22 protein-coding genes are annotated in these 25,510 nt (G+C 34.9%); 14 read left to right on the top strand and 8 right to left on the bottom strand.

What is annotated here, in order from left to right; all coding sequences use genetic code 11:
• Positions 1-101: 101 nt before the first annotated feature.
• The 6 genes from lysS (at position 102) to P178_RS0111370 (ending at position 11,130) form a co-directional block, all read left to right on the top strand.
• Positions 102-1,793 (top strand): lysine--tRNA ligase, encoded by a 1,692-nt coding sequence (gene lysS / locus P178_RS0111395; protein ID WP_027066345.1) that lies wholly within the window; start codon positions 102-104, stop codon positions 1,791-1,793.
• 55 nt (positions 1,794-1,848) lie between these two features.
• Entirely contained in the window at positions 1,849-3,279 is a 1,431-nt protein-coding gene (locus P178_RS0111390) for an SLC13 family permease (RefSeq protein ID WP_027066344.1), read from the top strand.
• A gap of 197 nt (positions 3,280-3,476) precedes the next feature.
• Positions 3,477-5,966 carry a zinc-dependent metalloprotease gene (locus tag P178_RS0111385; RefSeq protein ID WP_027066343.1) on the top strand — a complete coding sequence of 830 codons (2,490 nt, stop codon included), beginning with the start codon at positions 3,477-3,479 and terminating at the stop codon, positions 5,964-5,966.
• 180 nt (positions 5,967-6,146) lie between these two features.
• On the top strand, positions 6,147-6,326 hold the full coding sequence (locus P178_RS0111380) for a hypothetical protein (protein WP_027066342.1): 180 nt from the start codon (positions 6,147-6,149) through the stop codon (positions 6,324-6,326).
• Positions 6,327-6,488: 162 nt separating this feature from the next.
• On the top strand, positions 6,489-6,944 hold the full coding sequence (locus P178_RS0111375) for a hypothetical protein (protein WP_027066341.1): 456 nt from the start codon (positions 6,489-6,491) through the stop codon (positions 6,942-6,944).
• Between the two features lie 256 nt (positions 6,945-7,200).
• Positions 7,201-11,130, top strand: coding sequence for a DUF2194 domain-containing protein (locus P178_RS0111370; protein ID WP_027066340.1), 3,930 nt, complete (start codon positions 7,201-7,203; stop codon positions 11,128-11,130).
• A gap of 79 nt (positions 11,131-11,209) precedes the next feature.
• On the opposite strand, the gene hemL is transcribed toward P178_RS0111370, so the two are convergent.
• The 4 genes from hemL to P178_RS0111350 are packed head-to-tail and all read right to left on the bottom strand — an operon-like array spanning position 11,210 to position 14,576.
• Positions 11,210-12,490 (bottom strand): glutamate-1-semialdehyde 2,1-aminomutase, encoded by a 1,281-nt coding sequence (hemL, locus tag P178_RS0111365; protein WP_027066339.1) that lies wholly within the window; start codon positions 12,488-12,490, stop codon positions 11,210-11,212.
• 18 nt (positions 12,491-12,508) lie between these two features.
• Positions 12,509-13,333: a glucosaminidase domain-containing protein gene (locus P178_RS0111360; protein ID WP_027066338.1), complete on the bottom strand. Its 825-nt coding sequence runs from the start codon at positions 13,331-13,333 to the stop codon at positions 12,509-12,511.
• Positions 13,330-14,235, bottom strand: coding sequence for a 1-aminocyclopropane-1-carboxylate deaminase/D-cysteine desulfhydrase (locus P178_RS0111355; RefSeq protein WP_027066337.1), 906 nt, complete (start codon positions 14,233-14,235; stop codon positions 13,330-13,332). The genes P178_RS0111360 and P178_RS0111355 overlap by 4 nt, the downstream gene beginning before the upstream one ends.
• Before the next feature lie 11 nt (positions 14,236-14,246).
• Positions 14,247-14,576, bottom strand: coding sequence for a hypothetical protein (locus tag P178_RS0111350; RefSeq protein WP_027066336.1), 330 nt, complete (start codon positions 14,574-14,576; stop codon positions 14,247-14,249).
• 196 nt (positions 14,577-14,772) lie between these two features.
• Here P178_RS0111350 and P178_RS23380 point away from each other — a divergent pair, with 196 nt between their 5' ends.
• Together P178_RS23380 and P178_RS0111345 are read left to right on the top strand one after the other, a co-directional pair.
• Positions 14,773-14,931: a DUF5522 domain-containing protein gene (locus tag P178_RS23380; RefSeq protein WP_177214896.1), complete on the top strand. Its 159-nt coding sequence runs from the start codon at positions 14,773-14,775 to the stop codon at positions 14,929-14,931.
• Positions 14,932-15,005: 74 nt separating this feature from the next.
• Positions 15,006-15,575, top strand: a complete 570-nt coding sequence (locus tag P178_RS0111345; protein ID WP_027066335.1) for a DUF4136 domain-containing protein — start codon at positions 15,006-15,008, stop codon at positions 15,573-15,575.
• Positions 15,576-15,635: 60 nt separating this feature from the next.
• Here P178_RS0111345 and P178_RS0111340 read toward each other — a convergent pair whose 3' ends face one another.
• Entirely contained in the window at positions 15,636-16,103 is a 468-nt protein-coding gene (locus P178_RS0111340; protein WP_036146125.1) for an Lrp/AsnC family transcriptional regulator, read from the bottom strand.
• 168 nt (positions 16,104-16,271) lie between these two features.
• Here P178_RS0111340 and P178_RS0111335 point away from each other — a divergent pair, with 168 nt between their 5' ends.
• Positions 16,272-18,029: an aromatic amino acid hydroxylase gene (locus P178_RS0111335; protein WP_027066333.1), complete on the top strand. Its 1,758-nt coding sequence runs from the start codon at positions 16,272-16,274 to the stop codon at positions 18,027-18,029.
• Here P178_RS0111335 and P178_RS0111330 read toward each other — a convergent pair.
• The 3 genes from P178_RS0111330 to alaS are packed head-to-tail and all read right to left on the bottom strand — an operon-like array spanning position 18,019 to position 22,251.
• Positions 18,019-18,633, bottom strand: a complete 615-nt coding sequence (locus P178_RS0111330; RefSeq protein WP_027066332.1) for a DUF4230 domain-containing protein — start codon at positions 18,631-18,633, stop codon at positions 18,019-18,021. The two genes, P178_RS0111335 and P178_RS0111330, sit on opposite strands and share 11 nt — an antisense overlap.
• Entirely contained in the window at positions 18,630-19,589 is a 960-nt protein-coding gene (locus P178_RS0111325; RefSeq protein ID WP_027066331.1) for a GSCFA domain-containing protein, read from the bottom strand. Before P178_RS0111325 ends, P178_RS0111330 begins: the two co-directional genes overlap by 4 nt.
• Positions 19,590-19,635: 46 nt before the next feature.
• Positions 19,636-22,251, bottom strand: coding sequence for an alanine--tRNA ligase (gene alaS / locus P178_RS0111320; RefSeq protein ID WP_027066330.1), 2,616 nt, complete (start codon positions 22,249-22,251; stop codon positions 19,636-19,638).
• A 104-nt stretch (positions 22,252-22,355) separates the two neighbouring features.
• On the opposite strand from alaS, the gene P178_RS0111315 reads away from it, so the two are divergent.
• The 5 genes from P178_RS0111315 to P178_RS0111295 are packed head-to-tail and all read left to right on the top strand — an operon-like array spanning position 22,356 to position 25,488.
• Entirely contained in the window at positions 22,356-23,333 is a 978-nt protein-coding gene (locus P178_RS0111315; protein WP_027066329.1) for a M23 family metallopeptidase, read from the top strand.
• Positions 23,333-23,662, top strand: a complete 330-nt coding sequence (locus P178_RS0111310; RefSeq protein ID WP_027066328.1) for a MerR family transcriptional regulator — start codon at positions 23,333-23,335, stop codon at positions 23,660-23,662. The genes P178_RS0111315 and P178_RS0111310 overlap by 1 nt, the downstream gene beginning before the upstream one ends.
• Positions 23,663-23,672: 10 nt before the next feature.
• Positions 23,673-24,272: a LemA family protein gene (locus P178_RS0111305; protein ID WP_027066327.1), complete on the top strand. Its 600-nt coding sequence runs from the start codon at positions 23,673-23,675 to the stop codon at positions 24,270-24,272.
• A 3-nt stretch (positions 24,273-24,275) separates the two neighbouring features.
• Entirely contained in the window at positions 24,276-24,713 is a 438-nt protein-coding gene (locus tag P178_RS0111300; protein ID WP_027066326.1) for a TPM domain-containing protein, read from the top strand.
• Positions 24,694-25,488 (top strand): TPM domain-containing protein, encoded by a 795-nt coding sequence (locus tag P178_RS0111295; RefSeq protein WP_027066325.1) that lies wholly within the window; start codon positions 24,694-24,696, stop codon positions 25,486-25,488. The genes P178_RS0111300 and P178_RS0111295 overlap by 20 nt, the downstream gene beginning before the upstream one ends.
• The last annotated feature ends 22 nt before the right edge of the window (positions 25,489-25,510 follow it).

The raw sequence follows: 25,510 nt of genomic DNA, 5'->3' as shown, positions 1-25,510 counted from the left end.
TCAACTATAAAAATTTTGCATAAAGACTATATCCTTTAGTGCTTTCTAAATTGAAAGATTAATACATATCGATTATATTTGCCAGCTAAATAAACGACGGCATGCAATTATCGGAGCAAGAGCTTATCAGAAGAGAAAAATTGGAGAAATTAAGAGCACTGGGTATTAATCCTTATCCCGCTGCTTTATATCCTGTTGATGCTACATCAGCAAGCATAAAATCCAATTATGAAGAAGGCAAACAAGTGGTTGTTGCCGGAAGGTTAATGTCTCGTCGTATTCAGGGGAAAGCATCTTTTGCCGAACTACAAGATAGTACCGGTCGTATTCAGGTATATTTTAATAGAGATGAAATTTGTACTGGTGAAGATAAAACCTTGTACAACGATGTTTACAAGAAATTACTTGATATTGGTGATATCATTGGTATAGAAGGTGACCTTTTTACCACGCAAGTAGGTGAAAAAACGATTATGGTGAAGAAATTTACCATGCTTAGTAAATCACTAAGACCTTTGCCATTACCTAAAAAGGATGCAGAAGGTAAAGTTTATGATGAGTTCAACGACCCAGAATTACGCTACCGCCAACGTTATGTTGATTTGGTTGTTAACCCAAAGGTGAAAGAAACATTCATTAAAAGAACTAAAATAACAACCAGTATTCGTGAGTTTTATAATGCAGCTGGGTATTTAGAAGTAGAGACTCCGATTTTACAACCTATACCTGGTGGTGCAACTGCGCGTCCGTTTTTAACGCACCATAATGCATTAAATATTCCTTTATACTTAAGAATTGCTAACGAACTTTACCTTAAGAGGTTAATTGTTGGTGGTTTTGATGGTGTTTATGAATTCTCAAAAGATTTTAGAAACGAAGGAATGGACCGTACCCATAACCCAGAATTTACTGTAATGGAATTGTATGTTGCATACAAAGATTACAACTGGATGATGGATACCACTGAGAAATTATTGGAGAAAATTGCGATGGATTCTAACGGTACTACAAAAATAACCGTTGGCAAACATGAAATTGAATTTAAAGCTCCGTATGCACGTGTACCAATTCTTGAAGCTATAAAAATACATACCGGTTATGACGTAGCTGGTATGCCTGAAGATGAACTTCGTGAAACAGCAAAGAAGTTAGGTATTGAAGTAGACGAAACTATGGGTATCGGTAAATTAATCGATGAAATTTTTGGTGAAAAATGTGAGCATCATTATGTGCAACCTACATTTATTACAGACTACCCTAAAGAAATGAGTCCGCTTACCAAAGAGCACAGGGACAACCCTGCGTTAACAGAGCGTTTTGAGCTTATGGTTAATGGTAAAGAACTTGCAAATGCATATTCTGAGCTTAATGACCCAATTGACCAAAGAGAACGTTTTGAAGACCAATTGAAATTATCTGAAAAAGGTGATGACGAAGCTATGTTCATTGATCAAGATTTTCTTAGAGCTCTTGAATATGGTATGCCTCCAACTTCTGGTATTGGTATCGGTATTGATCGTTTGGTGATGTTGATGACCAACAACGCATCGATTCAAGAAGTATTGTTCTTCCCACAAATGAGACCAGAAAAGAAGCCTTTACAACTGTCTGAAAATGAAAAGGTAATTTTCGATATTCTAAAGGCGGAAAAGAAGATGGAGCTTGACGCCCTTAAAACAAAGTCTGACTTAAGTAATAAAGCTTGGGACAAAGGCATTAAAGGGATTACAAAGCAACAATTGGCTAAAATCTATAAAGAAGATGACGTTCTTTTAGTGGAAATTTTAAAATAGTCATTTCAAGGAACGTTAAAAAATAGTAGCTTAGAAGCTGGCTAAACCAACCAGCATGAATTTAAGTAGCAAAATAGGTCTGTTTACAGGGCCTATCATATTTTTCATTATCCTTTTTTTACCCAATGTACTTATATCTGAAAATGCAGATGCTGTAATTGCTGTTGCCCTATGGATGGTTATTTGGTGGGTTACCGAAGCTGTCTCCATATCTGTTACCGCACTATTGCCATTGCTGCTTTTTCCTATTTTAAAAGTGATGCCCATTGGTGATGTTGGCGCTAATTATGGTAGCCCTATAGTTTTTCTATTCTTTGGTGGATTTGTAATGGCATTGGCATTGGAAAAAGTCAATCTTCATAAACGTATTGCCCTTAATATCATTAGACTTACGGGTACAACGGCTAATAAAGTAGTGCTCGGTTTTATGATCGCCACTGCCGTATTAAGCATGTGGATCAGTAATACAGCCAGTACGGTAGTTATGCTACCCATTGCCATGTCCGTTATTAATCTGTTGATAGAAGATGAAGACGGTTTTACAAAACGAGACCGAAACTTTGCTTTAAGTGTCATGTTAGGGATTGCATTTGCTGCAAACGCTGGTGGCATTGCTACTGTTATTGGTACTCCCCCAAATTCTGTTCTAATTGGCTTATTAGAAAATGAATACAATATTGAAATATCATTTCTAAAATGGATGATCATTGGGCTACCATTTTCCCTGATTATGATTACTATTTGTTACTTTGTATTGGTGAAAGTATTTTTTCCTACTCACGGCTTAAAATTCAAAGCATCTAAAACAATTATACACAAAGAGCTTCAAAAATTAGGGCCTACATCTGGAAAAGAAAAAATGGTACTTACCATATTTGGGGTTACTATATTTCTATGGATATTTAGAACATTAATCAATTCCATATTTCCGAGTTTAGGCTTATCTGATACACTGATCAGCATGTTTGCAGCCATCACACTATTCGTACTACCTTATAATCTCAAAAAAGGAGATTTTATCTTGCAATGGAAAGATACCCAAAAGCTCGCCTGGGGAATTCTAATTCTATTCGGTGGCGGACTCTCATTAGCCAAAGGTATGTCGGTTTCTGGTATTGTAGATTTAGTAGCAGCAGTTATTGGGCAAAGTGATTTAAGTATTTTACTCACCGCGTCTTTATTGATTATACTAATGTTGTTTATGACAGAGCTAATGAGCAATGTAGCACTTGTTGCCGTTCTTGCGCCTGTAGTTGCAGGTATTGCTATTGGTCTTGGTATACCTATCACCTATTTACTTATACCAATTACAATTGCTAGTAGTTGTGCTTTTATGCTACCAATGGCTACACCACCAAATGCAATTGTTTTTGCAAGTGGTTACATAAAGGTTCATGAAATGGCACGTGCCGGTGTTATTCTAAATCTAATTGCAGTGCTATTATTAATAGGACTATTTCAATTTATACTACCACTAATATTTTAGTTTTCAACTGAATAAAAAAATAAAGCCCTTGCTATTTGCAAAGGCTTTATAATTGACTAATTCAGAATGAAAAAATGTTTATTCCTACTTAATAGACGCCTTTCTCATGGTAATGTTACAAATAGGCTTAAGAAATTATTAACTATTTGTTCCATATATTATTTCAATCTTTGAAAAATTACCTAACTAACTCAAAAATGAAAAGAAAATTACTATTAAAATTATTACTCCTATTATGTGTTCTTGGCTACCAAAATGCCGACGGACAAATCTTTAAAAAGAAGAAAAAAGATACTGAGCAAGAAGCTGGCAAATCATCAAAAGATAAAATTCAACCTTACAATAAGGTAATTACCAAAGATGCCATAAGTGATACCGGACTTTTCACAACACATATAGTTGATGAAAATCACTTCTTTGAAATTCCAGATTCTCTTTTCAATAAAGAAATGTTGATGGTAAGCCGTATTTCTAAAACGGCATCAGGTATTGGTTTTGGTGGCGGAAAAATTAATACACAGGTACTGCGATGGGAAAAGAAAGATAAAAAGGTATTACTTCGTGTAGTATCGCATGATGTGGTTGCCGCAGATTCTTTACCTGTTCATGAAGCTGTTCTAAACTCCAATTTTGAGCCAGTTTTATATTCTTTTGATATTAAAGCTGTTCAAAAAGATTCTCTAAACCCAACTACGGTTATTGAGGTTAATGATATTTTTATAAAAGATACCAAAGCTTTTGGTATGCCAGATAGATTTAGAAAAAGATATAAGGTATCTCGTTTAGATGAAGGCAGAGGCTATATTGAATCGATCAAGAGTTACCCTTTAAATGTAGAGGTACGCCACATTAAAACATATTTGGCAAGTGCCGCACCTAGTAACCAGAGTTTAGGTTCAATTTCTGTAGAAATCAATAACTCAATGGTATTGTTACCTGAAGAACAGATGAAGCGTCGTTATTTTGACGAACGTGTTGGTTGGTTTGCCAGAGGTCAAGTAGATTATGGTTTAGATGCCCAAGAAAGTAAGACTATTAAATTTCTTGATAGATGGCGTTTAGAAGTTAAAGATGAAGACCTTGAAAAATTTAAAAATGGCGAACTCGTTGAGCCTAAAAAACAAATTATCTACTATGTAGATAGAGCTACACCTAAAAAATGGGTGCCGTTCATTAAACAAGGTATAGAAGATTGGCAAGTTGCTTTTGAGGCTGCAGGTTTCAAAAATGCAATTATTGCCAAAGAGCCACCAACTGTAGAAGAAGATCCAGAATGGTCTCCTGAAGATATACGCTATTCTGTAGTGCGTTATTTAGCATCACCAATACCTAATGCTAATGGACCACATGTTAGTGATCCACGAAGTGGTGAAATATTAGAATCTGATATCAACTGGTATCATAATGTAATGACTCTCTTAAGAAACTGGTACTTTGTACAAACAGCAGCTATTAATCCAGCGGCTAGGGGCGTTTCTTTTGATGATGATGTAATGGGCAGGTTAATTCGATTTGTATCATCTCATGAAGTAGGACATACTCTAGGTCTGCCACATAACATGGGTAGTAGCGTTGCTTACCCTGTAGATTCGCTTCGTTCTAAAACTTTTACAAAGAAATACGGCACCGCTCCATCGATAATGGATTATGCCCGTTTCAACTATATAGCCCAACCTGGTGATGAAGGTGTCGCATTAATGCCTGACATTGGTGTTTATGACAAGTATGCTATTCAATGGGGTTACAAGCCAATCTTGAACACTACTGCAGAGGAAGAAAAATCAATATTAGATAAATGGATTACAGCTCATAGTGGTGACCAATTATATCGTTTTGGCCATCAACAGGTAGGAGATATCGTTGACCCTAGCTCGCAAACCGAAGATTTAGGTGATGATGCAATGAAGGCAAGTGAATATGGTATTGCCAATTTAAAAAGGATTGTTCCTAAATTAATTGAATGGACAGCCGAGGATGGTAAGAACTACGAAGACCTAAATAAATTATACGGTCAAGTATTCTCCCAATTCAATAGATACATGGGGCATGTTTCCAACAACATAGGTGGGGTTTACGAAAACCATAAAACTTATGATCAAGAAGGAGCGGTATACACTGCAGTTCCTAAAGCCCATCAACAAAAAGCAATGGCGTTTTTACAAAAGCAATTATTTAATACGCCTATGTGGATGCTAGATCAAGATATTCTTGACCGTACAGAGTATTCAGGATTCTTAGAGCAAATGCGTTCTATGCAAGTACGTACACTTAATAATGTACTTAGCTTAGGAAAAATGGCTAGATTAATTGAATATGAAACCATAGATAAGGCCGAAGCCTATACATTGGTTCAAATGATGAGCGAACTAAGAAAGGGTATTTGGTCTGAAACAAAAAACGGCAAATCAATTGATACCTATAGAAGAAACCTTCAAAAAGCACATATTGATCGCTTGGAATACCTATTGACCGCAGAAAACCAAGCAAAGGCTTCAGATTTTGGTGGCTACAGAAAATCAACAGTTGTCAACACCAGTCAATCTGATATTAGAACTATAGCGAGAGCAGAATTAAATATTTTGAAACGAGATATTAGAAATGCGAAAAATAGAACATCTGATATGATGACAAAATATCATTACGACGATGTTTCTGAGCGTATTAACGTCATTCTTGACCCAAAATAAGAACACGTAAAAACATCGATTAAATGCACCTATCGATGAAAAACCAATATCATCGATGAATGTAATATGTTTACCACATATTAGATATCCTAAACATCAAAAAAAGCCCATTACACAACAATGGGCTTTTTCATGCGTTATTGTTTTTTAGATTAGCAATGAATTTAAAACCCCCAAATCATGACCAACAAATTAAAGAGTCTTATTTACCTAGCTTGTTTTATCTGTGCTTCTGTGATATACCACCAAAACACAAATGATAATGTACAAGAGGATATTGTAAATACTACTTACGAACAAGATGTTGATATAGTTATCAATCCCTACAAAAACATTGAGGGCAGGACTCAACAGAATTAAAAAACATTAAAGAACTTACCTACTTAAAAGCGCGGCCCTAAAGCCGCGCTTTTTGATTTTTAAAACTTTCTTAATCTCGTTAAATATTTACTAAAGTGATTATGATCCTTAAACCTATCTGTAAAATTCATGTCCAAGTAACAAATACAAAAAATAAAAAACATGAAAAAACTAGTAATGGCCATATTAATAATGGCAGGCATAACCGCAAGCGCACAAGATCATAGTAAAAAAGGAAACAGAGGCGATATGAAGGATTTTACTCCAGAACAAATCGCAACTATCCAAACAAAAAAAATGACTTTGGCTTTAGACTTAAATGATTCTCAGCAAGCAAAAATCAAACAGATTCTAACTGAAGATGCGAAGACTAGAAAGGCTAAAATAACCGAGAGAAAAGCCAGTAAGGAAGAAGGTAAAAAAGTACTGACGGCAGATGAAAAATACGCTATGGCAAATGAGCGATTAGATCATGAAATTGCACGTAAAAAAGAAATGAAATCTATACTTAATGATGACCAATTTGAAAAATGGGAAAAAATGAGTAATAGAAAAAAAATGCGCGGTCATAACAAAGAAAGGGACGGCAAGAATGGAAAACGTACTTCTAGAGATTAATATTAAAAAATCAGGATAAAAAAAAGACTTGCTTTGGGCAGGTCTTTTTTGCATTTAATCGATTTGCAAATTCCTCTCCATAGCTCCAAAAACATACTATAATGCACTATAATGATTCATTCATGGATGAATTTGAATATTTGACCAATAAATTTCAATGCCCTATCATTATTAAAGTACTTAGTTAGTTCTAATTGAGAACCAAACATTTTTTGTTTCAAAGGCGGTCTCTAATTAGAACTTAAGACACCAAGCCATGATAGCAAAAAAAATAGGTTATTTATCACTACTTATAGCCTTTAGCTTGTTGACCAGTTGCCAACAGGAATTATACAAGTCTAACAATAAATTTAATATTCCAGAAAAAAGTACGGAGGAGCCTCTTGTACAATTCTTAATTGAACCTACAAATTATAGCGCTATTCTTGAAACCGAGAATTTAGCAAAGGCTTTAGACTATTCCAAAATTGCACATAAAACGCTATGGGTAAATCAATTCAACGAGAAACTTAATATTTCACCGACTACAAGAGTGATAACTGTTCACGAAACTGCTGGTTTAAGTACTACTGCCATAGATAGCCTTTTAAAATTCGTATCTAAGGGCGGAACACTTTTCGTTACCAAAGCAGCTAAAGATGAACGTTTATCTTACTTTTTTGGAATGACACCAGATGCTGACTGGAGTACGAATAGAGAAGCATCAGGGTTGTTCTTCAATAAAGCCCTATTCCCTGGTATGCAAGGGCGTGGTTTTGATAACAAAACAGTTCACCTTGGTTTTGATGGCTCTAACTTTTCTAGTCACGTTAATGTTTTAGTAGCCGCCCACAACAACAAAAACTACCCTGTCTTAATAGAAAATAGAATAGGCAATGGAAAAGTAATTCTTTACAACTCATCTCAAATTCTAAAAAAGGAAATGAGAGGCCTTTTATTTTCCGCAAGTTTATTAGGGCTAGAGGGTATTCCTTATCCAATTGCAAATATTGGAACTTTATTTCTCGATGATTTTCCAGCCGCTATGTATGATGACAACGGAAAAGCCATCAACATACAAAATGGCATCAGTAAATCTGAGATGTTAAAAGCAGACTGGTGGCCTAAAATGAAGAAATTTGCACAAGAAGAAGATATAAAATACTCTGCTTATGTAACTTTTAATGCTAATGAAAAAAACACTGGCGATGCTAATTTTAAAAGTTGGGATCAAACCGGATTATTAGATGGTAAAAATGAGAATGGCACCAACAAATGGCTTACCAACGAATTTACCAATATAGGTCATGAACTTGGTTTTCGTGGTTATAACGACCTTCCGCTTTCTAAAAAGTTATGGAAAGACACTGATCTAATTCTAGATAACGCCAAAGCTTCTGCTAATAAATGGGAAGACGATGTATCAAAAACATTACCAAGCTCATACGCAGCCCCAGACAATCAAATAGATAGTCTAGGTCTTATAGCTTTAAAGAAAGGTTTTCCTAGCTTAAATTTTGTACATACTTCTTTTTCAGGAGATGTGTATAAAGGTGGAAATAGAGAGTTTGACCCAGACCCATTAAACAATAAGTTTTTTGACTACCCACGTTTAAGCAGCGGATATGAAATATCCCAAAAAGATCAATGGGCTTTAGAATCTACTTACCTATATACCGGGATTTGGTCACATGTATTAAATACCAATGATATTTTAAAAATTGGAAGTACAACGAACGCTATCGGTGAACTAAAAAAGCATATTGTAGATTATAAGCGAAGACACCCTTACATGAAGTTTTTAACCGCCAAACAATCTACAGAAGCAGCTATGGACTGGCGTTACCAAAGTATACGCCACTTAAGTTACGAAGGGCAATACGAGGTTTCCAGTTCTTTAAATTCTGACGAGAAAAAGGACTCTTATTGGCTAATGTATGTTGAAGAACATAATAATGTTAAGGTACATGAACAATTATTCTTTAACCAAGTTGAGTTTAGTTCGGTTCCTTTATTGAACGGTTTTCTGTATAGCATTAAAACCAACACCCCAAATATTAGTGTACCAGATATTAGACCAGAAATAAGAACACTTATAGGCACAACCTCAACTTTAATTACCAATACAAAAAACGATTATAAATCGTATAATAAGAGTAAGCAAACTATGGTTCCGTTAAAGCAAAAAATCGACAGATTGGTTGTGGAGGAAAAAACAGAACAGGCAACAAATTTAATGGAGAAGTTATTTAAGGATAATAAATTCATTAATGACCAACAAATAGTTACTTATGCCGAAGGCATGGAAGCACAAGGAAAAACCGAGGAATTGTGGTCTCAATTAAATGGCATGTACCTTAAAAATCCTTCTAGCTCTTATGCAGATTTTTCTAGAAATATTAGCACCGTAAGTAATTATCCATCGCCTGCTGTCAAAAAAATGTGGATGGAGAGACAAATGGAATGGGGACAAAATGACGTAGCTATTCTAAAAGAATATTATCAGGATTTCAATACTGACGACAACACCAAAATCATAGAACAAGTCTTAGAAGTACTATATACTTTAGAACCCACTGAAGCGAATAAATTGACCTATTACGAATTTCTAGTAAAGTCTAATTACGAAGATCTTTTGAGCAAACTTGATGCTATTGAACCCTGTAGTATTTCTAATAAAGATTTAGCAACTTCAATTAGCCATGTCTATGCCGATAAACTAAATTTTGAAAAGGCAGAATTATGGCAAAAATGCGGGAATATTTCTCCGGAAGTTGTTAAAGAGTGGAAGAAAAAAACGAAAACTATAGCAAGCAAAAAGTTTACAGATTTCGAATATTACACAAGATACTTATTGGTCAATGATCCAGATAAGGCGGTTGAAGAATTACAGGATATTGAACCTTGTAGACCAGACCTTATAAGGCTGTCTAAAAATATAGCATTATTATTTGCGCAATATACCCAATACCAAAAAGCATTAGATTGGAGTACCTGTACCAATACTATACCCATATCAAAATTATTAGATTGGAATTTAGAATTTGCCAATGGTAGATATCTAAAGAAAGTGTATGCTGACCATATAGAAAAAAATCCTAGAGATTATAAAACTATGAACCACATGGTGAAGTTGCTATTATTAAAAGGTGATGTAAACGGTGCCGGTGAAATTGCCATGAACATACCATCTTCTAAAATTGATTCTGATTTTAAAATAGCTTTTAACAATGAGGTGAAAACTGAATCCGACGATAAACAATCACTATACATAAGTAAATTCAAAATTCTAATGGATGATGCTATTGTCAAAAAATCAGAGATTGAAGCAAGAAAAAAGAAAGGCCATTCTATAGGTCTAACTTCTACTGCTATAGCCGATGAGTTTAACCCTACATTATTTAACAATGCTTTCAATTTTGGATTTTACAATACAAAATTAGATTTTCATCAGTTCTCTATTGTTCAAGGTACTGCATATTCTGTTTTAAAAGACACATTGGTACCAAATGATATAGGTAGAGATTTATTGGGTGTAGAATATATGTACAAGAAGGAATCTAACAAAAAAAGTCCGTTTTATGTTGGTGCAAAAGTAGAACTTGACAACTTCAATAAATTATTCTTTCACGTAAAAACGGGTATAGATTTTATTGGAGACAACAACAAATCTTCTTTAGCTCTTAAAACTAATCCTGTTACTACCGGACCTGGATATGATTTAAACATCTATGATATTCAAGTTAAGGCTACGCAAGAATTTGAGTATTCCCAGAACCTGAATCACGAATTTTATGTGAAAGGAGATTATTATACAGATAGTCAATACTACGCATTGGGCGGCACAAGGTTAGAATACCATCTAATTAATTTAGATAAGTTTAAAATTGGACCTTTGGCTGAAGGCGCCTATGGTGTTGGTTCTGAAGACAGAAGAAACGGATTTCCATATTGGTTAACAGAAGATAGACTTTTTGCCGGTGGAGGATTACAATTACAGTTAGGAAATGAAGATTCAGATTTTAATCTAAAAAGTGACTTCTCACTTTTTGCAGAACAAGACGAACCTACTTTTCAACGGTATGAAGGTGAATTGTCTTATAGAATTAAAAACTTTACTACTATCAATTTAAACTACTCTTACTTTACTATAGACCAGTTTTTCTCAAATGCTGTTCAGTTGGGTGTTCAGTACAATTTCAAATAAAAAAATAATCACGCATAAAAAAAGAGCCTTGCATAAGGGCTCTTTTTTTATTTCTGTTATTCATATATAATCTGATTTGCTATAAGTCGATTTCCTTTAGTGCATTTATAGTTGCATCTAAATCTTCATAACTTAATGCATCGTTTAGAAAATAACTTTCAAAGGCACTTGGAGGTAGATAAATTCCTCTTTCTAACATACCGTGAAAATATTTCTTGAAGGTGTCGTTATCACCTTTTGCAGAAGATTCGAAATCAACCACAGGCTCATCGGTAAAATGGACGGAGATCATACTACCAAAACGATTGATTTGATGCGGTACATTTTTCTCAGTAAGCACTTCCCCAATACCTTTATGTAAATATGCTGTTTTCTCTGCTAGACTTTTAAATACTTCCTGGGCATTGTTCAACTCGGTCAACATTGCCAAACCTGCACTCATGGCAAGTGGATTTCCACTTAAAGTTCCTGCTTGATATACAGGACCATCAGGCGCTAGATAATCCATTATTTCTGTTCGCGCAGCAAAAGCACCTACTGGCAAACCGCCACCAATAACTTTTCCATAAGTAACAATATCAGCTTTTATATTCAATACTTCTTGTGCACCGCCTTTTCCTAAACGGAAACCTGTCATTACCTCATCAAATATCAATAAGATATTTTCTTGGGTACATATTTCCCGTAAACCTTTTATAAACTCATCGGTAGGCACTATGCAACCCATATTACCGGCTATAGGCTCAATAATAATTGCAGCTAATTCACCTTTATTTGCTTGAGCCAATTTTTTGACCCCAGCCAAATCATTGTACGCTGCCAACAATGTATCTTTTGCCGTGCCCTGGGTAACACCTGGACTATTAGGACTACCAAAAGTTACGGCCCCACTACCCGCTTGAATTAAAAACGAATCTGAATGCCCGTGGTAGCAACCAGCAAATTTTATGATTTTGTCTTTACCGGTATAACCCCTTGCCAAACGTACAGCACTCATACAAGCTTCTGTACCGCTGTTTACAAACCTTATCTTGTCCATATTAGGCACCATAGAGATAGCTAGCTTAGCTAGCTCTGTTTCAATCTCGGTAGGCATACCAAAAGAAGTACCATTTTGCGCTTTTTCAACAACTGCTTTTATAACAGGTTCATATGCGTGCCCTAAAATTAATGGACCCCAAGATGCTATATAGTCAATTAACTTATTGCCATCCTCATCATATAAATAAGCTCCTTTTGCTTTCTTTACAAAAATTGGATCACCGCCAACGGCTTTAAATGCACGTACAGGAGAATTTACTCCTCCAGGTATATATTTTTTAGCCTCAGCAAACAAGGCACTACTTCTTTGATAAATCATTTCTCTTAATTGATTTTACTATTTTTTTACTTTAATAGGTTGCCCAATAGACAAGTCAGAACTACGTAAATTATTCAATTGCATAAGTTCATCAACACTCATATAATACTTTCTAGACAATGAATATAAAGTATCTCCTTTTTGTACTGTGTGTATGTTATCTGAATCTGTAGCAACTATAGTTGTATTATCATAACCTGCTTTTTTTATTTGCCTATCATACTTATGCAAATCATATTTCTCTATTAAATAAATAAGCTTCTGCGGGTATCTTGGATCTGTTGCGTAACCTGCTTTTCGTAATCCTCTCGCCCAACCTTTATAATCCGTATGTTTTAAATCGAATAAAAAAGCATATCTAGACCTTGTAGTTAAAAATATACTGTGGTCTCTAAATGAATACATAGGATGGTTGTATTTTCTAAAACACTCTCCTTTTTCATCGTCATCATGAAAATCATAATCACCCTCCCAACCTTTATGGCATTTTATCCCAAAATGATTGTTCGTTTTCATAGCTAATTCACCTTTGCCATTTCCACTTTCTAAAAGACCTTGTGCTAAGGTTATACTTGCAGGTATTCCATAACCCATCATTTCTAATTGGGCTGTTTCTGCAAATGTAGAAATGTAATCGGGTGGAGAGTCTATTCTAAATTGTATAAATTTTGAAGGTTCTGCAGGTAAATCTTCTTTCCCTATTTTTTTAGAATTAGTAGTTGTTGATTTACTTCGTTCATTTTGAACGTTTTTAGTTCTCAACTGGTCTGAATACCTTTTTTTAGATTTACAAGAGGTAAAACCTAAACCCACCAACAACGCCAATAAAATTATCTTTTTCATATATTCAACAAAGGTAAATTTTTCTTTTCCAGTACACTATTCATGCCAACAATTCCTTGCAAGCCACCGGTATGTATTGCTAGAATTTTAGTATTTGGCACAAAAATATCAAGCTTGATCATATCGAACAACCCAAACATCATTTTTCCAGTATAAATAGGGTCTAAAGGAATTTTAGTTTTTTCCTTAAAGTCATTTATAAAATTAATTAGCTCTTCGGATATTTTTGCATACCCACCAAAATGATAATCGGTATTTAAATCCCATCGGTCATTACTGGCTAATTTCTGAATATCATTTTTTAAAAAATCTCCCTTTAGGGCGGAGAATCCTAATACTCTTTGATGTGAAAAAGAAGCATTTATTAATCCGGATGCCGTACCGCCTGTTCCAGCACTTGTACAAACAATATTGAATTCCTTATCGTTATGTGTCAAAATTTCCTCACATCCTTTTATAGCCAAGCTATTTGTTCCTCCTTCAGGCACTAAATAAAACTCTCCAAATTCTTTTCTTAACTGTTCAATAAACTCGGGATCTTCTTTCTTACGATAGTCATTTCTACTAATGAATTTAAAACGCATTCCATCTTCATAAGCCCGAGATAATGTAGAATTTGATTGCCAAGAATTTTCTAGCTCTTCGCCACGTACAACCCCTATTGCACGAAATCCTTTCTCTTTCGCCGCATATGCGGTAGCTGCAATATGGTTAGAATATGCTCCGCCAAAGGTCAATAAGGTATTTTGATCTTCTGCTTTGGCAGCCAATAAATTGTATTTGAGCTTTCTGTATTTATTACCAGAAATGAAAGGATGCAGTAAATCTTCGCGTTTTAAGACAAGGGTAACTTGCTTTTCTGATAATAAAGGATGTTCAACAAGTTGATTGATGCTTTGCAAGTAGGGCGAATTTAACGCCAAAGATATTTAATAAAGCTAAATGTTCTGCGGCTAGACAGATAATCCATATTATTTTCATGCATATATGCCTCTTGCTCAAAACTAAGATTCTGATAAGCCTTATAAGAATCTAAATACCAAATGGCTCTAATTGCCCACTCGGTTAAGTAAAGTACATAAAAAGGTAAAATCAATAATTCTTGTTGTTGACGTAAATGAATTTTTTCATGATTTATGAGTACATCGTCATTTTTTAAACTTCTAGTTTTTAAAAATATAAAGGGCCATAGTGAAAGCCCCACATAATTTTTATAGAAGAAATGTCTAAAAACCAATATCATAGATTTACTTTGGTATTACTATAACAAAGATAAAGCCAAAAATCCCTTGCTAAAAACTTACCGGTTTTTGTTGCCAACAAAACCGATTAAATGCCAAAGCTAAGCTTAAGCGCTTTTACGTCTATCTTCAAGTCATTAACTACCAAGGTTATCAACAGAAAGAATTAACTTTATATCATTAAAAATCAACGATTACATGAAAGAGATAATTCCGATAGAGGAAGGAGATTTTTACTGGTCTGAAAACGGATTTAGAGTTTTTACAAAACAGTATCACTTAAAAAGAGGTTATTGTTGTGAAAGTGGTTGTAGACATTGCCCGTATGGATATGACCCAAAAACTAATATGCAGTAAGTTTTTAACATAGCTCGGCATGATATTTGTACTTAATTCTATCAGAAAATTGAGTCTTTAAAAAATATAACGTTATGAAAAACATCAAATTACTTGGTTTACCATTGCTACTTCTAGTCCTTATTTCTTCTTGTTCTTCTGTAAGTGTTCTTTCAGATTACGACCAAAAAGCAGATTTTAATGGCTACAAAACCTACGCCTTCTATAAGACAGGTGTTGATAAAGCACAAATATCAGATTTAGATAAGAAACGAATTCTACGCGCCATTGAAACTGAAATGAGTTCTAGAGGCTTCGTGAAATCTGAGACACCAGATTTGTTAGTGAGTATTTTCACCAAAGAACAAGAAAGAGTTGATGTCTACAATAACAACTACGGTTGGGGCGGTGCCTGGGGATGGGGATACAACCCATGGGCTTGGGGTCCTGGTTTTGGCTGGGGAGGAACTAGTGTAAGTGCTAGTACACAAGGCTCTCTTTATATCGATTTAATTGATAACAAATCAAATGAGCTAGTATGGCAAGGAAAAGGTGTTGGCACATTGTCAAACACAAGCAATATTGCTAAAAAGGAAGAACGTATTCGAGAATTTGTCTCTCAAATATTAGAACAATACCCACCTAATGCTATTGCTTTAAAATAATAAAATATCTACTTAAAAAAAGAGGCTGTCAGTACATGTATTGACAGCCTCTTTTTTTATTTACAATAATGGAAAATTAGTATTATTCTTTACCTCATTTAAAACGAATGCACTTTTAACACCTCCAATACTAGGTAATGAAGCAATTTTAAATTTTGCAAAATTATAATATGCATCAAGGTTTTTTACTACGACTTTTAATAGAAAATCGAACTCACCACCCACAACAAAACATTCTACCACTTCTGGATATTTCATAACCTGCTCAAAGAAATCATCCATCATTGCTCCTTTTTGTGCCTCTAAAGAAACAAAGCTAAATACCGTTATGCTCTCCTCTATTTTATCCTTGTTTAATAAAGCTACATAGTTCTTTATAAACCCGTCATGCTCTAATCGTTTAATACGTTCATAAACGGGTGTTTTTGTCAATCCTAATTGCTCTGCTATAGTTTTGGCACCCGTCTTAGCATCTTTCTGTAAAATCTTTAATATCTCCCTATCTATAAAATCCAGTTTCTCCACCATACTTTTTCCTTTTTTTCGAATATAACTTGTGCTTATAAAGTAATTATTCCTTTAAATATATATTTAATAAGTCTTATTTACCAATTTAAATAATATTAACAATTAATTGATCTGTAAATTCTATATTTAATAGAAATAATTAGAGTAAACTCTAGAAAACTTAAGCGTATGAATACTTCTGAATATGAAAGCAATCCTATCTTGGATAAACTTCCTAAACATTTAAGACAGTATATTAAGCCTCAAAATTATGAGGATTATACGCCAGTTAACCAAGCTGTATGGCGCTACGTAATGCGTAAAAATGTGGATTACCTCAGTAAGGTAGCCCATAAGTCCTATACCGATGGTTTACGCAAGACAGGTATATCTATAGACAATATACCTAACATGTACGGCATGAACCGTATTTTAAAGGATTTAGGCTGGGCTGCAGTGGCTGTTGATGGTTTTATACCACCTGCGGCATTTATGGAGTTTCAGGCGTATAATGTACTTGTTATTGCTTCAGATATTAGACAACTCGAAAATATAGCTTATACACCAGCCCCAGATATAATTCATGAAGGCGCAGGACATGCCCCTATAATTGCAAATCCAGAATATGCGGCATATTTAAGACGTTTTGGAGAGATTGGCTGTAAAGCTATTTCAAGTGCAAAAGATTTTGAACTTTATGAAGCGGTACGCCATCTATCTATTATTAAAGAAGCAAAAGGGACTGCTTTAGAAGAAATTGAAAAAGCTGAAAAACATATAGAATTTCTTCAAGATAATATGGGTGAACCTAGTGAAATGGCTTTTATAAGAAATCTTCATTGGTGGACAGTTGAATACGGGTTAATAGGCTCTCTAGAAGACCCTAAAATTTATGGTGCGGGACTTTTATCTTCTATAGGGGAAAGTCAATGGTGTATGACCGACAAGGTCAAAAAACTACCCTATTCTATAGAGGCGGCAAGAACATCTTTTGATATTACCAAACCTCAACCACAACTATTCGTTACACCAGATTTTGCCTTTTTAAGTCAGGTACTGGAAGATTTTGCTAATACAATGGCGCTGCGAAAGGGCGGATTATCAGGTTTACAGAAACTTATAGACTCTAAGGAATTAGGAACCATAGAACTGAGTACTGGATTACAAGTATCTGGTAATTTCGAATCTTTAATTTCTCATGATGGTAAACCTATCTACTTTCAGACTAAAGGGAAATCAGCACTTGCATACAGAGAAAAAGAATTAGTTGGGCAAGATGTAAATCAACATGAAACAGGTTTTGGCTCACCTATTGGGAGACTAAAAGGGATAAATATACCTATAGAAGATATGAGTCCGCGCGATCTAAAAGCATACAAAATTTACGAAGGAGAAATCGTATCCTTAGACTTTACCGGCGGAATCAATGTTACCGGTAAAATTGTAACCGGTACGCGTAACCTTCAAGGTCGTATTATTTTAATCACTTTCGAAAATTGTAAGGTTACCTACAAAAATGATATTCTTTTTGAATCTTACGATGAATTGTATAACATGGCCATTGGAGAAGAAATCGTTTCTGCATACCACGGTCCTGGAGATTTAAAGAGTTTTGACCTTTTAGACCATTCTTTAAGCACCAACTGTTACAACAATCATCAAGAAGGCTTAACCGAATTGGAGTCTTACTATAAATTAATTCGTGATTTTAGAGAGGGCAATAACACTATAATCTCTAGAACAAAAGTTTTTGAAGTAATACAAGAAAAATATCCAAATGATTGGTTATTGCCTATTGAAATTTATGAATTGGCAATTCTAAGCAACGAAAAGAAATTAGCCGAAAGCATAAAGAAACATCTTGAAAATATTAAACTAGACCAACCTAAACTTGGGCAATTAATTGATGACGGACTAGAATTGGCAACTGTTACAACTATGGCTTAACTACTTGTACACCTTCTAAAGATTCTATGGTTTGATCTTGATATGTTAAACGCCACCCCATAGAATTGGTAAGAATGTAGAATTTCTGTAACTCACTGATCAGTCTATTTTCTGCATTGCTACGAAGCGAAGAAGCTTCTACTTTTTTCATTAAGGAAGCTTTGACCGTTTTTTTAATTTTATTGTAATCTGCAGCATCAAACTGATTTAAGTAATCTGCAGTTACATCATAATATTCAAAATCTGGATTTAGTTTTATTTCAGCTTCTGGAATGCTATTTATTTTGACTGTCTTTGTTGCTTCATCAATCTCAAAATTAATGAGACTTAAATCATATGCTACGGTTACATCTGCATTTACTACAACCAATGCCTTTTTTTCTGCTCTTAGCAAAGGGCCAAAAAGCTCCTTAGAATCTTTGTAATTATAAACTTCAGAAAAATGACCTTCGGTTACTATCAATTTAGAAACGTTAGTTATCTCTTGCTGAATGAGCATGGAGTTTTCCTCAAGAATGGATTTATCTACATTACCATCATTGCAGGAACGAACAATAAAAACAATTGCCAAAGTAATTAAAACGCCTGCTACAAATTTCCTCATGCTTTTGAAGTTTTAAAATCCATAAATGGATGTGCATTCTGTATATACGCAATTTTGTGTGTGAGTGATTTTAAAAACTTTTGATGTGCCTCTCCTTCGGGATTAAAAGCCCTATGTTGCAAACCGCGCTTAATTTCATCTACCTTTTTCATTACTCCATTACTAGTTTCATCAATCCATACTTCTACAAATTTCTCCCAAATATATTCTATTGCTATTTCGCTTGGATGAATCATATCTTTAGCATAAAAACGATAATCCCTAAGTTCATCTATCATTATTTCATAACTAGGAAAATACGAAATCCCATCACTGTCAATGACTTGATGAATAGCCGAAATTAAATGCGCTTTACTCAACTGGTTTTCAACGAAACCATCCTTTAGATGCCTAACTGGTGATACGGTAAATATAAATTGCACTTCTGGGTTTACTGATTTCACCAAGGCAATAATACGCTGAAGACTCTCTTTTACCTTCGAAACACTTAATAATTCTTTTGTAAAATCTTTCTGAGGCACTTTGTGACAATTTGCCACAACTTGTGCGCTTATCGTCTTTAGATACACCCAAGCAGTACCTAAAGTAATAATTACGTGACTCGTCTGTTTTAATTGAACCAATGTCTGTTCTACCTCACGATTTAAATCTGAAATTAATTTTTCTTTGGATGGATTACTGAGTTCTGAATGCGCATCAAAACAATGCCATTGTTCATTTATAAAGAACACATCATCTTCAGTATAAACATACTCCTGAACCGCCCTTTGAATTACTTTTTCAATAGCCAACGGATGAAACAAAATCCCGAACGGATTCTGCAGCCCTTGAAATTTATAATACTCAAGTTTAGCACCTATATTTTCAGAAAAACAAGAGCCCAAAAGCAATAATTGACTAGAATAATCAATCTGATTTTGGGCTTTTGATAATGATATTTTCGTTAAGAGATTCATCTATTGGAATTAGTATCGTATTACGAATTTCTTAAACTGGAATTACTTATTTGATATAGCTCTCTGCCATTGTTAATGCCTCATCAATACCTCCAGGATTTTTACCTCCTGCGGTTGCAAAAAATGGTTGACCACCACCGCCTCCTTGAATATACTTACCAAGCTCCCTTACTATAGTACCTGCATTCAAATTTTTAGAAGCCACTAGTTCCTTTGAAATATAGCAAGACAATAATGCTTTACCATTTTGCTCAGAACCAAACAAAAGAAATAAATTATCTTTCTGATTACCCATTTCAAAACTTAAATCCTTGATTCCCGATGCATCCAAATCAATTTTTTTAGCTAGAAATTGTATTCCGTTTACTTCTTTAAGTTCTGACAGCAATTCTCCTTTTAAGTTCTTCGCCTTATCTTTCAATAACTCAGCTACTTGTTTTTTAAGATTGCTATTTTCTTCTTGTAAACCAGATACCGACTTAACCGGGTCTTGAGTGTTACCCAGCACATCTTTTATCTTGGTTAAAAGCATATCATTATCTATATGAAAATCTTTTACCGCATCACCCGTAATTGCTTCAATTCTACGAATACCAGCAGCTACCGCACCCTCAGATTTAATTTTAAATTGCCAGATATCACCAGTATTTTTAACATGGGTACCTCCACAAAGTTCTATAGATTGTCCAAAACGAATAGTTCTAACAGCATCTCCATATTTTTCACCGAACAATGCCATAGCTCCATCATCAATAGCTACTTTCATAGGTACATTTCGCTGTTCTTGAAGTTGCAAATGACCATCTATACGTGCATTAACAAAATTCTCTACCTCCCTTAATTCTTCTGCTGTCATTTTAGAAAAATGCGAAAAATCAAATCTCAAATATTTGGAATGTACCGAAGAACCTTTTTGTTCTACATGCTTACCTAAAACTTCACGAAGTGCTTGGTGCAACAAATGCGTTGCCGTATGGTTCGCCTCTGTTCTACTACGTTGTTTTTTATCTACTACCGCTTTAAAACTTTCTCCTAAATGTTTTGGTAGGTTTTTAGCAAAGTGAATAATCTCATTATTTTCTTTCTTGGTGTCGATAATGTAAACAACATCGCCATGTGCATCTTCTAAATAACCTTTATCACCTACTTGACCACCACCTTCAGCGTAAAATGGAGTGAGATTAAATACCAATTGAAACTGGGTTCCATCCTTTTTAGAAACGATTTTACGGTATTTAGTGATCTTTACTTCAACATCAAGCATATCATAACCAACAAATTCTTGTTCGTTATCTTCTTGTAATATTTCCCAATCTTGTTTTGAAACGACTGATGCAGATTTAGAACGATTTTTCTGTTGTTGCATAGCCTCGTCAAAACCAGCTTCATCTAATTGATACCCCTTTTCACTTAAAATTAAAGCCGTTAAATCTATAGGAAAACCGAAAGTATCATAAAGCTCAAAAGCTTTACCACCATCGACTGTTTTTCCTTTAGTATTTTTAATAATTGTATCAAGCAATACCAAACCTTGATCTAATGTTTTCAAGAAAGAATTCTCTTCTTCCTTAATTACATTTTCAATTAACTGCTTTTGTTCTTTCAATTCAGGATATGCATCCCCTAAAGATTTAGTCAACACATTAACCAAACGAAACATAAAAGGTTCTTTGGTATCCAAAAATGTAAATCCGTAACGAACTGCTCTTCTAAGTATTCTTCTAATTACATAACCAGCACCTGTATTACTAGGTAATTGACCATCTGCAATTGAAAAAGCTACTGCACGTATATGATCACTTATTACACGTATTGCTATATCATTTTCCTCATTCTTACCATATTCGGAATTAGTAATGACTTCTATTTCACGAATTAATGGCATAAAAATATCCGTATCGTAGTTAGATTGTACACCTTGCAATACCATACACAGACGCTCAAAGCCCATACCTGTATCTACATGTTTTGCAGGCAAACTTTCTAATGAACCATCTGCTTTACGATTATATTGCATAAATACGAGGTTCCATATTTCCACTACCTGCGGGTGATCTTGGTTTACCAAGCTCGCACCAGATACTTTTGCCTTTTCTTCTTTAGATCGGATATCAACATGAATTTCAGAACATGGTCCACATGGACCTTGATCGCCCATTTCCCAGAAATTATCCTTTTTGTTACCCATGATAATTCTATCTTCAGGTACAATATTCTTCCAAAGCTTGAATGCTTCTGTATCCAGTTCTAATTGATCCGCATCATTACTTCCTTCAAATACCGATACATAAAGACTATCCTTATCGATTTTAAAAACTTCTGTCAACAACTCCCAAGCCCAGGTAATAGCCTCTTCCTTAAAATAATCACCAAAACTCCAGTTGCCCAACATCTCGAACATAGTATGGTGATAGGTATCTTTACCAACTTCTTCTAAATCATTATGCTTACCACTTACGCGTAAACATTTTTGAGTATCAACTACTCTAGAATTTTTAGATTGGCTTATTCCTAAAAAATATTCTTTAAATTGATTCATACCCGCATTTGTAAAAAGCAGGGTTGGGTCATCTTTAATGACCATTGGCGCAGAAGGCACTATTTTGTGTTCTTTTCCCTTGAAAAAATTCAGAAATTGAGTTCTTGTATCTTTTGAATTCATCTAAAATGCTAAGCTTTTACAAATTGTAACGGTTTATATAAAACTATTTTTATATTTGTTTGTTCCCTAATAATTAAAGAACAAAAATAGGATAAATAACATACATGTCTAAGGTAAAATACTATTACGACCCAGACACGCTGTCGTACCGTAAGATAGAACCCGAAAAATCTAAACGTTATAGAAATATAACCTTCTTTATTTTGGGGGCATGCCTTTTTGGTTTTTTAGGTCTTATTCTTCTTCTAAACACCAATCTTGTCAACACGCCAAGAGAACTTTCACTATCTCGTGAAGTAAAAAATTACGAGCTTCAGTACGAGTTACTGAACAAGAAAATGGAACAAATTGAAGAGGTTCTAGGTAACATAGAAGATAGGGACAATAACATCTACAGATTATATTTTGAAGCTAACCCTATACCAGACGAACAGCGAAAAGCTGGTTTTGGTGGTATAAACAGATATAAATCTTTAGAAGGCTTCAACAATTCTGAAATGATTATTTCTACAACAAAAAGATTGGATATCATTAAAAAGCAAATTGCCATTCAATCGAAGTCGTTGGATGAGATTACAAAACTGGCAGAAGAGAAGGAGAAGTTATTAATGTCCATACCTGCAATTCAGCCTATAAACAATGAAGACTTAAAGCGCATGGCTTCTGGTTATGGATGGAGATCAGATCCTTTTACAAAGGCAAGGAAAATGCATTACGGAATGGATTTCACTGCCCCAAGAGGCACGCCTGTTTATGCTTCTGGAGATGGCAAGATAACCAGGGCAGATAATAACTCATCTGGTTATGGAAAGCACATTCGTATAGATCACGGTTATGGCTATTTGAGCCTATATGGGCATTTGAGCCAGTATAATGTTAAAAAGGGACAAAAAGTAAAACGAGGTGATTTAATAGGTTTTGTAGGAAGCACAGGCCGCTCAGAAGCACCGCACTTGCACTATGAAGTCTGGAAAGATAATGACCGAATCAACCCAATGAATTTCTACTATGGTAGTTTATCACCAGAAGAATTCGAGAACATGTTGAAATTCGCTAATCAAGAAAATCAATCACTGGATTAATGCAGATAGAACTCCCTGAAAAAAGATATTATGGTATTGGCGAAGTAGCCCGTGCCTTTGGTGTAAACGCCTCATTAATTCGTTTTTGGGAGAAAGAATTCGACGTGCTTCAGCCTAAGAAAAATGCGAAGGGGAACAGGAAATTTACACCTCAAGACATCAAAAACCTTCAATTAATTTATCATTTGGTAAAAGAAAGAGGTTTTACTCTTGATGGCGCCAAAACCCATTTAAAAGAAGAGAAACAAAAAACACTCTCCAATTTTGATATAATTCAAAAACTTGAGCGTGTAAAGGCTGAACTAAATAAAATTAAAGACCAATTATAACACAACCATTATGAAAAAAGGAATTATTGCATTAATCGTTATCGTAGTCATCGCATTTGGCTTATACCAATGGGGCGTAGGTTTTAATAACACTGCTGTAGCATTAAAAGAAACATCTACTAAAACTTGGGCGAATGTAGAAAGTGCTTATCAACGAAGAAACGACCTAATTGGCAATTTGGTTAAAACAGTACAAGGCGCAGCAGATTTTGAAAGAGGAACATTAACTGATGTTATTGAAGCGAGAGCCAAAGCTACATCAGTAAGCATTGACCCAAGCAACATTACACCAGAACAATTAACACAGTTTAATCAAGCACAAAGTGGACTTAGCAGTGCATTAAGCAGATTATTGGTAACCGTTGAACGCTACCCTGATTTAAAAGCTAATCAGAATTTTCTTGAGTTACAATCTCAATTAGAAGGTACTGAAAATAGAATAAACGTTGCAAGAGATAGATTTAATGCAACCGTTGAACCGTATAATCTTCACATTAAAAAGTTCCCGAATTCCATACTTGCAGGCATCTTTAATTTCGATGAATTAGCGTACTACAAAGCAGATGTTGGTTCTGAAAATGCACCAGATGTTAATTTTGATTTTGATTAATATATGTCTAAAGTAGAAGATTTTTTAACGGCATCAGAAGAGCAAGAGGTAGTGGGCGCTATTCTTGAGGCAGAAAAAAACACTTCTGGAGAAATTAGGGTACATATAGAAGCCCACACCCGTAAAGAGCATTACGAGCGCGCAAAAGAGGTTTTTCATTTATTGAAAATGGATAATACCAAACAAGAAAATGGCGTTTTAATTTATGTTGCCGTAAATGACAAGAAATTTGTTATTTGTGGTGATAAGGGGATTGATGCCGTTGTACCCAAAGATTTTTGGCAATCTACTAGAAATAGCATTCAAAGACATTTTGAAAAAGGAGAATTTAAAGAAGGACTAGTTGCCGGTATTATAAAAGCTGGTGAAGAATTAAATAGCCATTTCCCTTGGCAATCAGATGACACCAACGAATTAAGCAATGAGATATCTAAAGGTTAGCCTTATAATTCTTTTTTTTTGGTGCACTCCTTCATGGAGCCAATTTGAGATACCAGATAAACCCGCATTACAAACCAGTGTCTACGATTACACCAATCTTCTTACCGATCAGCAAAAGGTAGCATTAAGCCAAAAACTGGTTCGTTATTCAGATAGCACCTCAACCCAGATTGTAATAACAATTATTGCTAGCACTAATGGAGAAAACATTAATTACCTAGGTGCTAACTGGGGGCAAAAATGGGGGATTGGACAAGATGGAAAAGACAATGGTATACTTATAATACTTGCCGAGAATGACCGAAAAGTTGCTATTAGCACTGGTTACGGAGTAGAAGGTTCATTAACAGATGCCCTTTCGAAACGTATTATTGAAAATGTTATCCTTCCAGAATTTAGAACCGGTGATTATTACGCAGGATTAGACAAAGGATCAGATGTAATTTTCCAAGTACTTAACGGAGAATTTCAAGAAGACAGAACCTTTAGTAATAATGGAAGTAATCCATTCTCATCTTTTCTACCTTTTATCATATTCTTAGTCATCTTGTTCATACTTTGGAGTCGCAAAAACGATGACAATGATAGTAATGGCGGCAGAAGACGTAGAGGTTTAAGTCCGTGGGATATGATTATCCTTAGTAATATGGGTCGTTCTAATGGCTCTGGCGGATTTGGAGGCAGTAGCGGAGGCGGAAGTTTCGGCGGTGGTGGATTTGGTGGAGGCTTCGGAGGCGGAGGCTTTGGCGGTGGCGGTGCCTCTGGGGGTTGGTAAACACCTAAATGCGATGTAAAAA

Origin of the sequence: Maribacter sp. Hel_I_7 (assembly GCF_000688315.1) — a bacterium.
Taxonomy (GTDB): domain Bacteria; phylum Bacteroidota; class Bacteroidia; order Flavobacteriales; family Flavobacteriaceae; genus Maribacter; species Maribacter stanieri.
Note: the sequence above shows the minus strand (reverse complement) of the source record. Positions and strands in the feature narration are given on the sequence as shown.

Bases quoted from the DNA above. Each gene is read 5' to 3' on its own strand.
- lysS (WP_027066345.1), top strand. From the start codon at position 102: ATGCAATTATCGGAGCAAGAGCTTATCAGAAGAGAAAAATTGGAGAAA.
- P178_RS0111390 (WP_027066344.1), top strand. From the start codon at position 1,849: ATGAATTTAAGTAGCAAAATAGGTCTGTTTACAGGGCCTATCATATTT.
- P178_RS0111385 (WP_027066343.1), top strand. From the start codon at position 3,477: ATGAAAAGAAAATTACTATTAAAATTATTACTCCTATTATGTGTTCTT.
- P178_RS0111380 (WP_027066342.1), top strand. From the start codon at position 6,147: ATGACCAACAAATTAAAGAGTCTTATTTACCTAGCTTGTTTTATCTGT.
- P178_RS0111375 (WP_027066341.1), top strand. From the start codon at position 6,489: ATGAAAAAACTAGTAATGGCCATATTAATAATGGCAGGCATAACCGCA.
- P178_RS0111370 (WP_027066340.1), top strand. From the start codon at position 7,201: ATGATAGCAAAAAAAATAGGTTATTTATCACTACTTATAGCCTTTAGC.
- hemL (WP_027066339.1), bottom strand. From the start codon at position 12,490: ATGATTTATCAAAGAAGTAGTGCCTTGTTTGCTGAGGCTAAAAAATAT.
- P178_RS0111360 (WP_027066338.1), bottom strand. From the start codon at position 13,333: ATGAAAAAGATAATTTTATTGGCGTTGTTGGTGGGTTTAGGTTTTACC.
- P178_RS0111350 (WP_027066336.1), bottom strand. From the start codon at position 14,576: ATGATATTGGTTTTTAGACATTTCTTCTATAAAAATTATGTGGGGCTT.
- P178_RS23380 (WP_177214896.1), top strand. From the start codon at position 14,773: ATGAAAGAGATAATTCCGATAGAGGAAGGAGATTTTTACTGGTCTGAA.
- P178_RS0111345 (WP_027066335.1), top strand. From the start codon at position 15,006: ATGAAAAACATCAAATTACTTGGTTTACCATTGCTACTTCTAGTCCTT.
- P178_RS0111340 (WP_036146125.1), bottom strand. From the start codon at position 16,103: ATGGTGGAGAAACTGGATTTTATAGATAGGGAGATATTAAAGATTTTA.
- P178_RS0111335 (WP_027066333.1), top strand. From the start codon at position 16,272: ATGAATACTTCTGAATATGAAAGCAATCCTATCTTGGATAAACTTCCT.
- P178_RS0111330 (WP_027066332.1), bottom strand. From the start codon at position 18,633: ATGAGGAAATTTGTAGCAGGCGTTTTAATTACTTTGGCAATTGTTTTT.
- P178_RS0111325 (WP_027066331.1), bottom strand. From the start codon at position 19,589: ATGAATCTCTTAACGAAAATATCATTATCAAAAGCCCAAAATCAGATT.
- alaS (WP_027066330.1), bottom strand. From the start codon at position 22,251: ATGAATTCAAAAGATACAAGAACTCAATTTCTGAATTTTTTCAAGGGA.
- P178_RS0111315 (WP_027066329.1), top strand. From the start codon at position 22,356: ATGTCTAAGGTAAAATACTATTACGACCCAGACACGCTGTCGTACCGT.
- P178_RS0111310 (WP_027066328.1), top strand. From the start codon at position 23,333: ATGCAGATAGAACTCCCTGAAAAAAGATATTATGGTATTGGCGAAGTA.
- P178_RS0111305 (WP_027066327.1), top strand. From the start codon at position 23,673: ATGAAAAAAGGAATTATTGCATTAATCGTTATCGTAGTCATCGCATTT.
- P178_RS0111300 (WP_027066326.1), top strand. From the start codon at position 24,276: ATGTCTAAAGTAGAAGATTTTTTAACGGCATCAGAAGAGCAAGAGGTA.
- P178_RS0111295 (WP_027066325.1), top strand. From the start codon at position 24,694: ATGAGATATCTAAAGGTTAGCCTTATAATTCTTTTTTTTTGGTGCACT.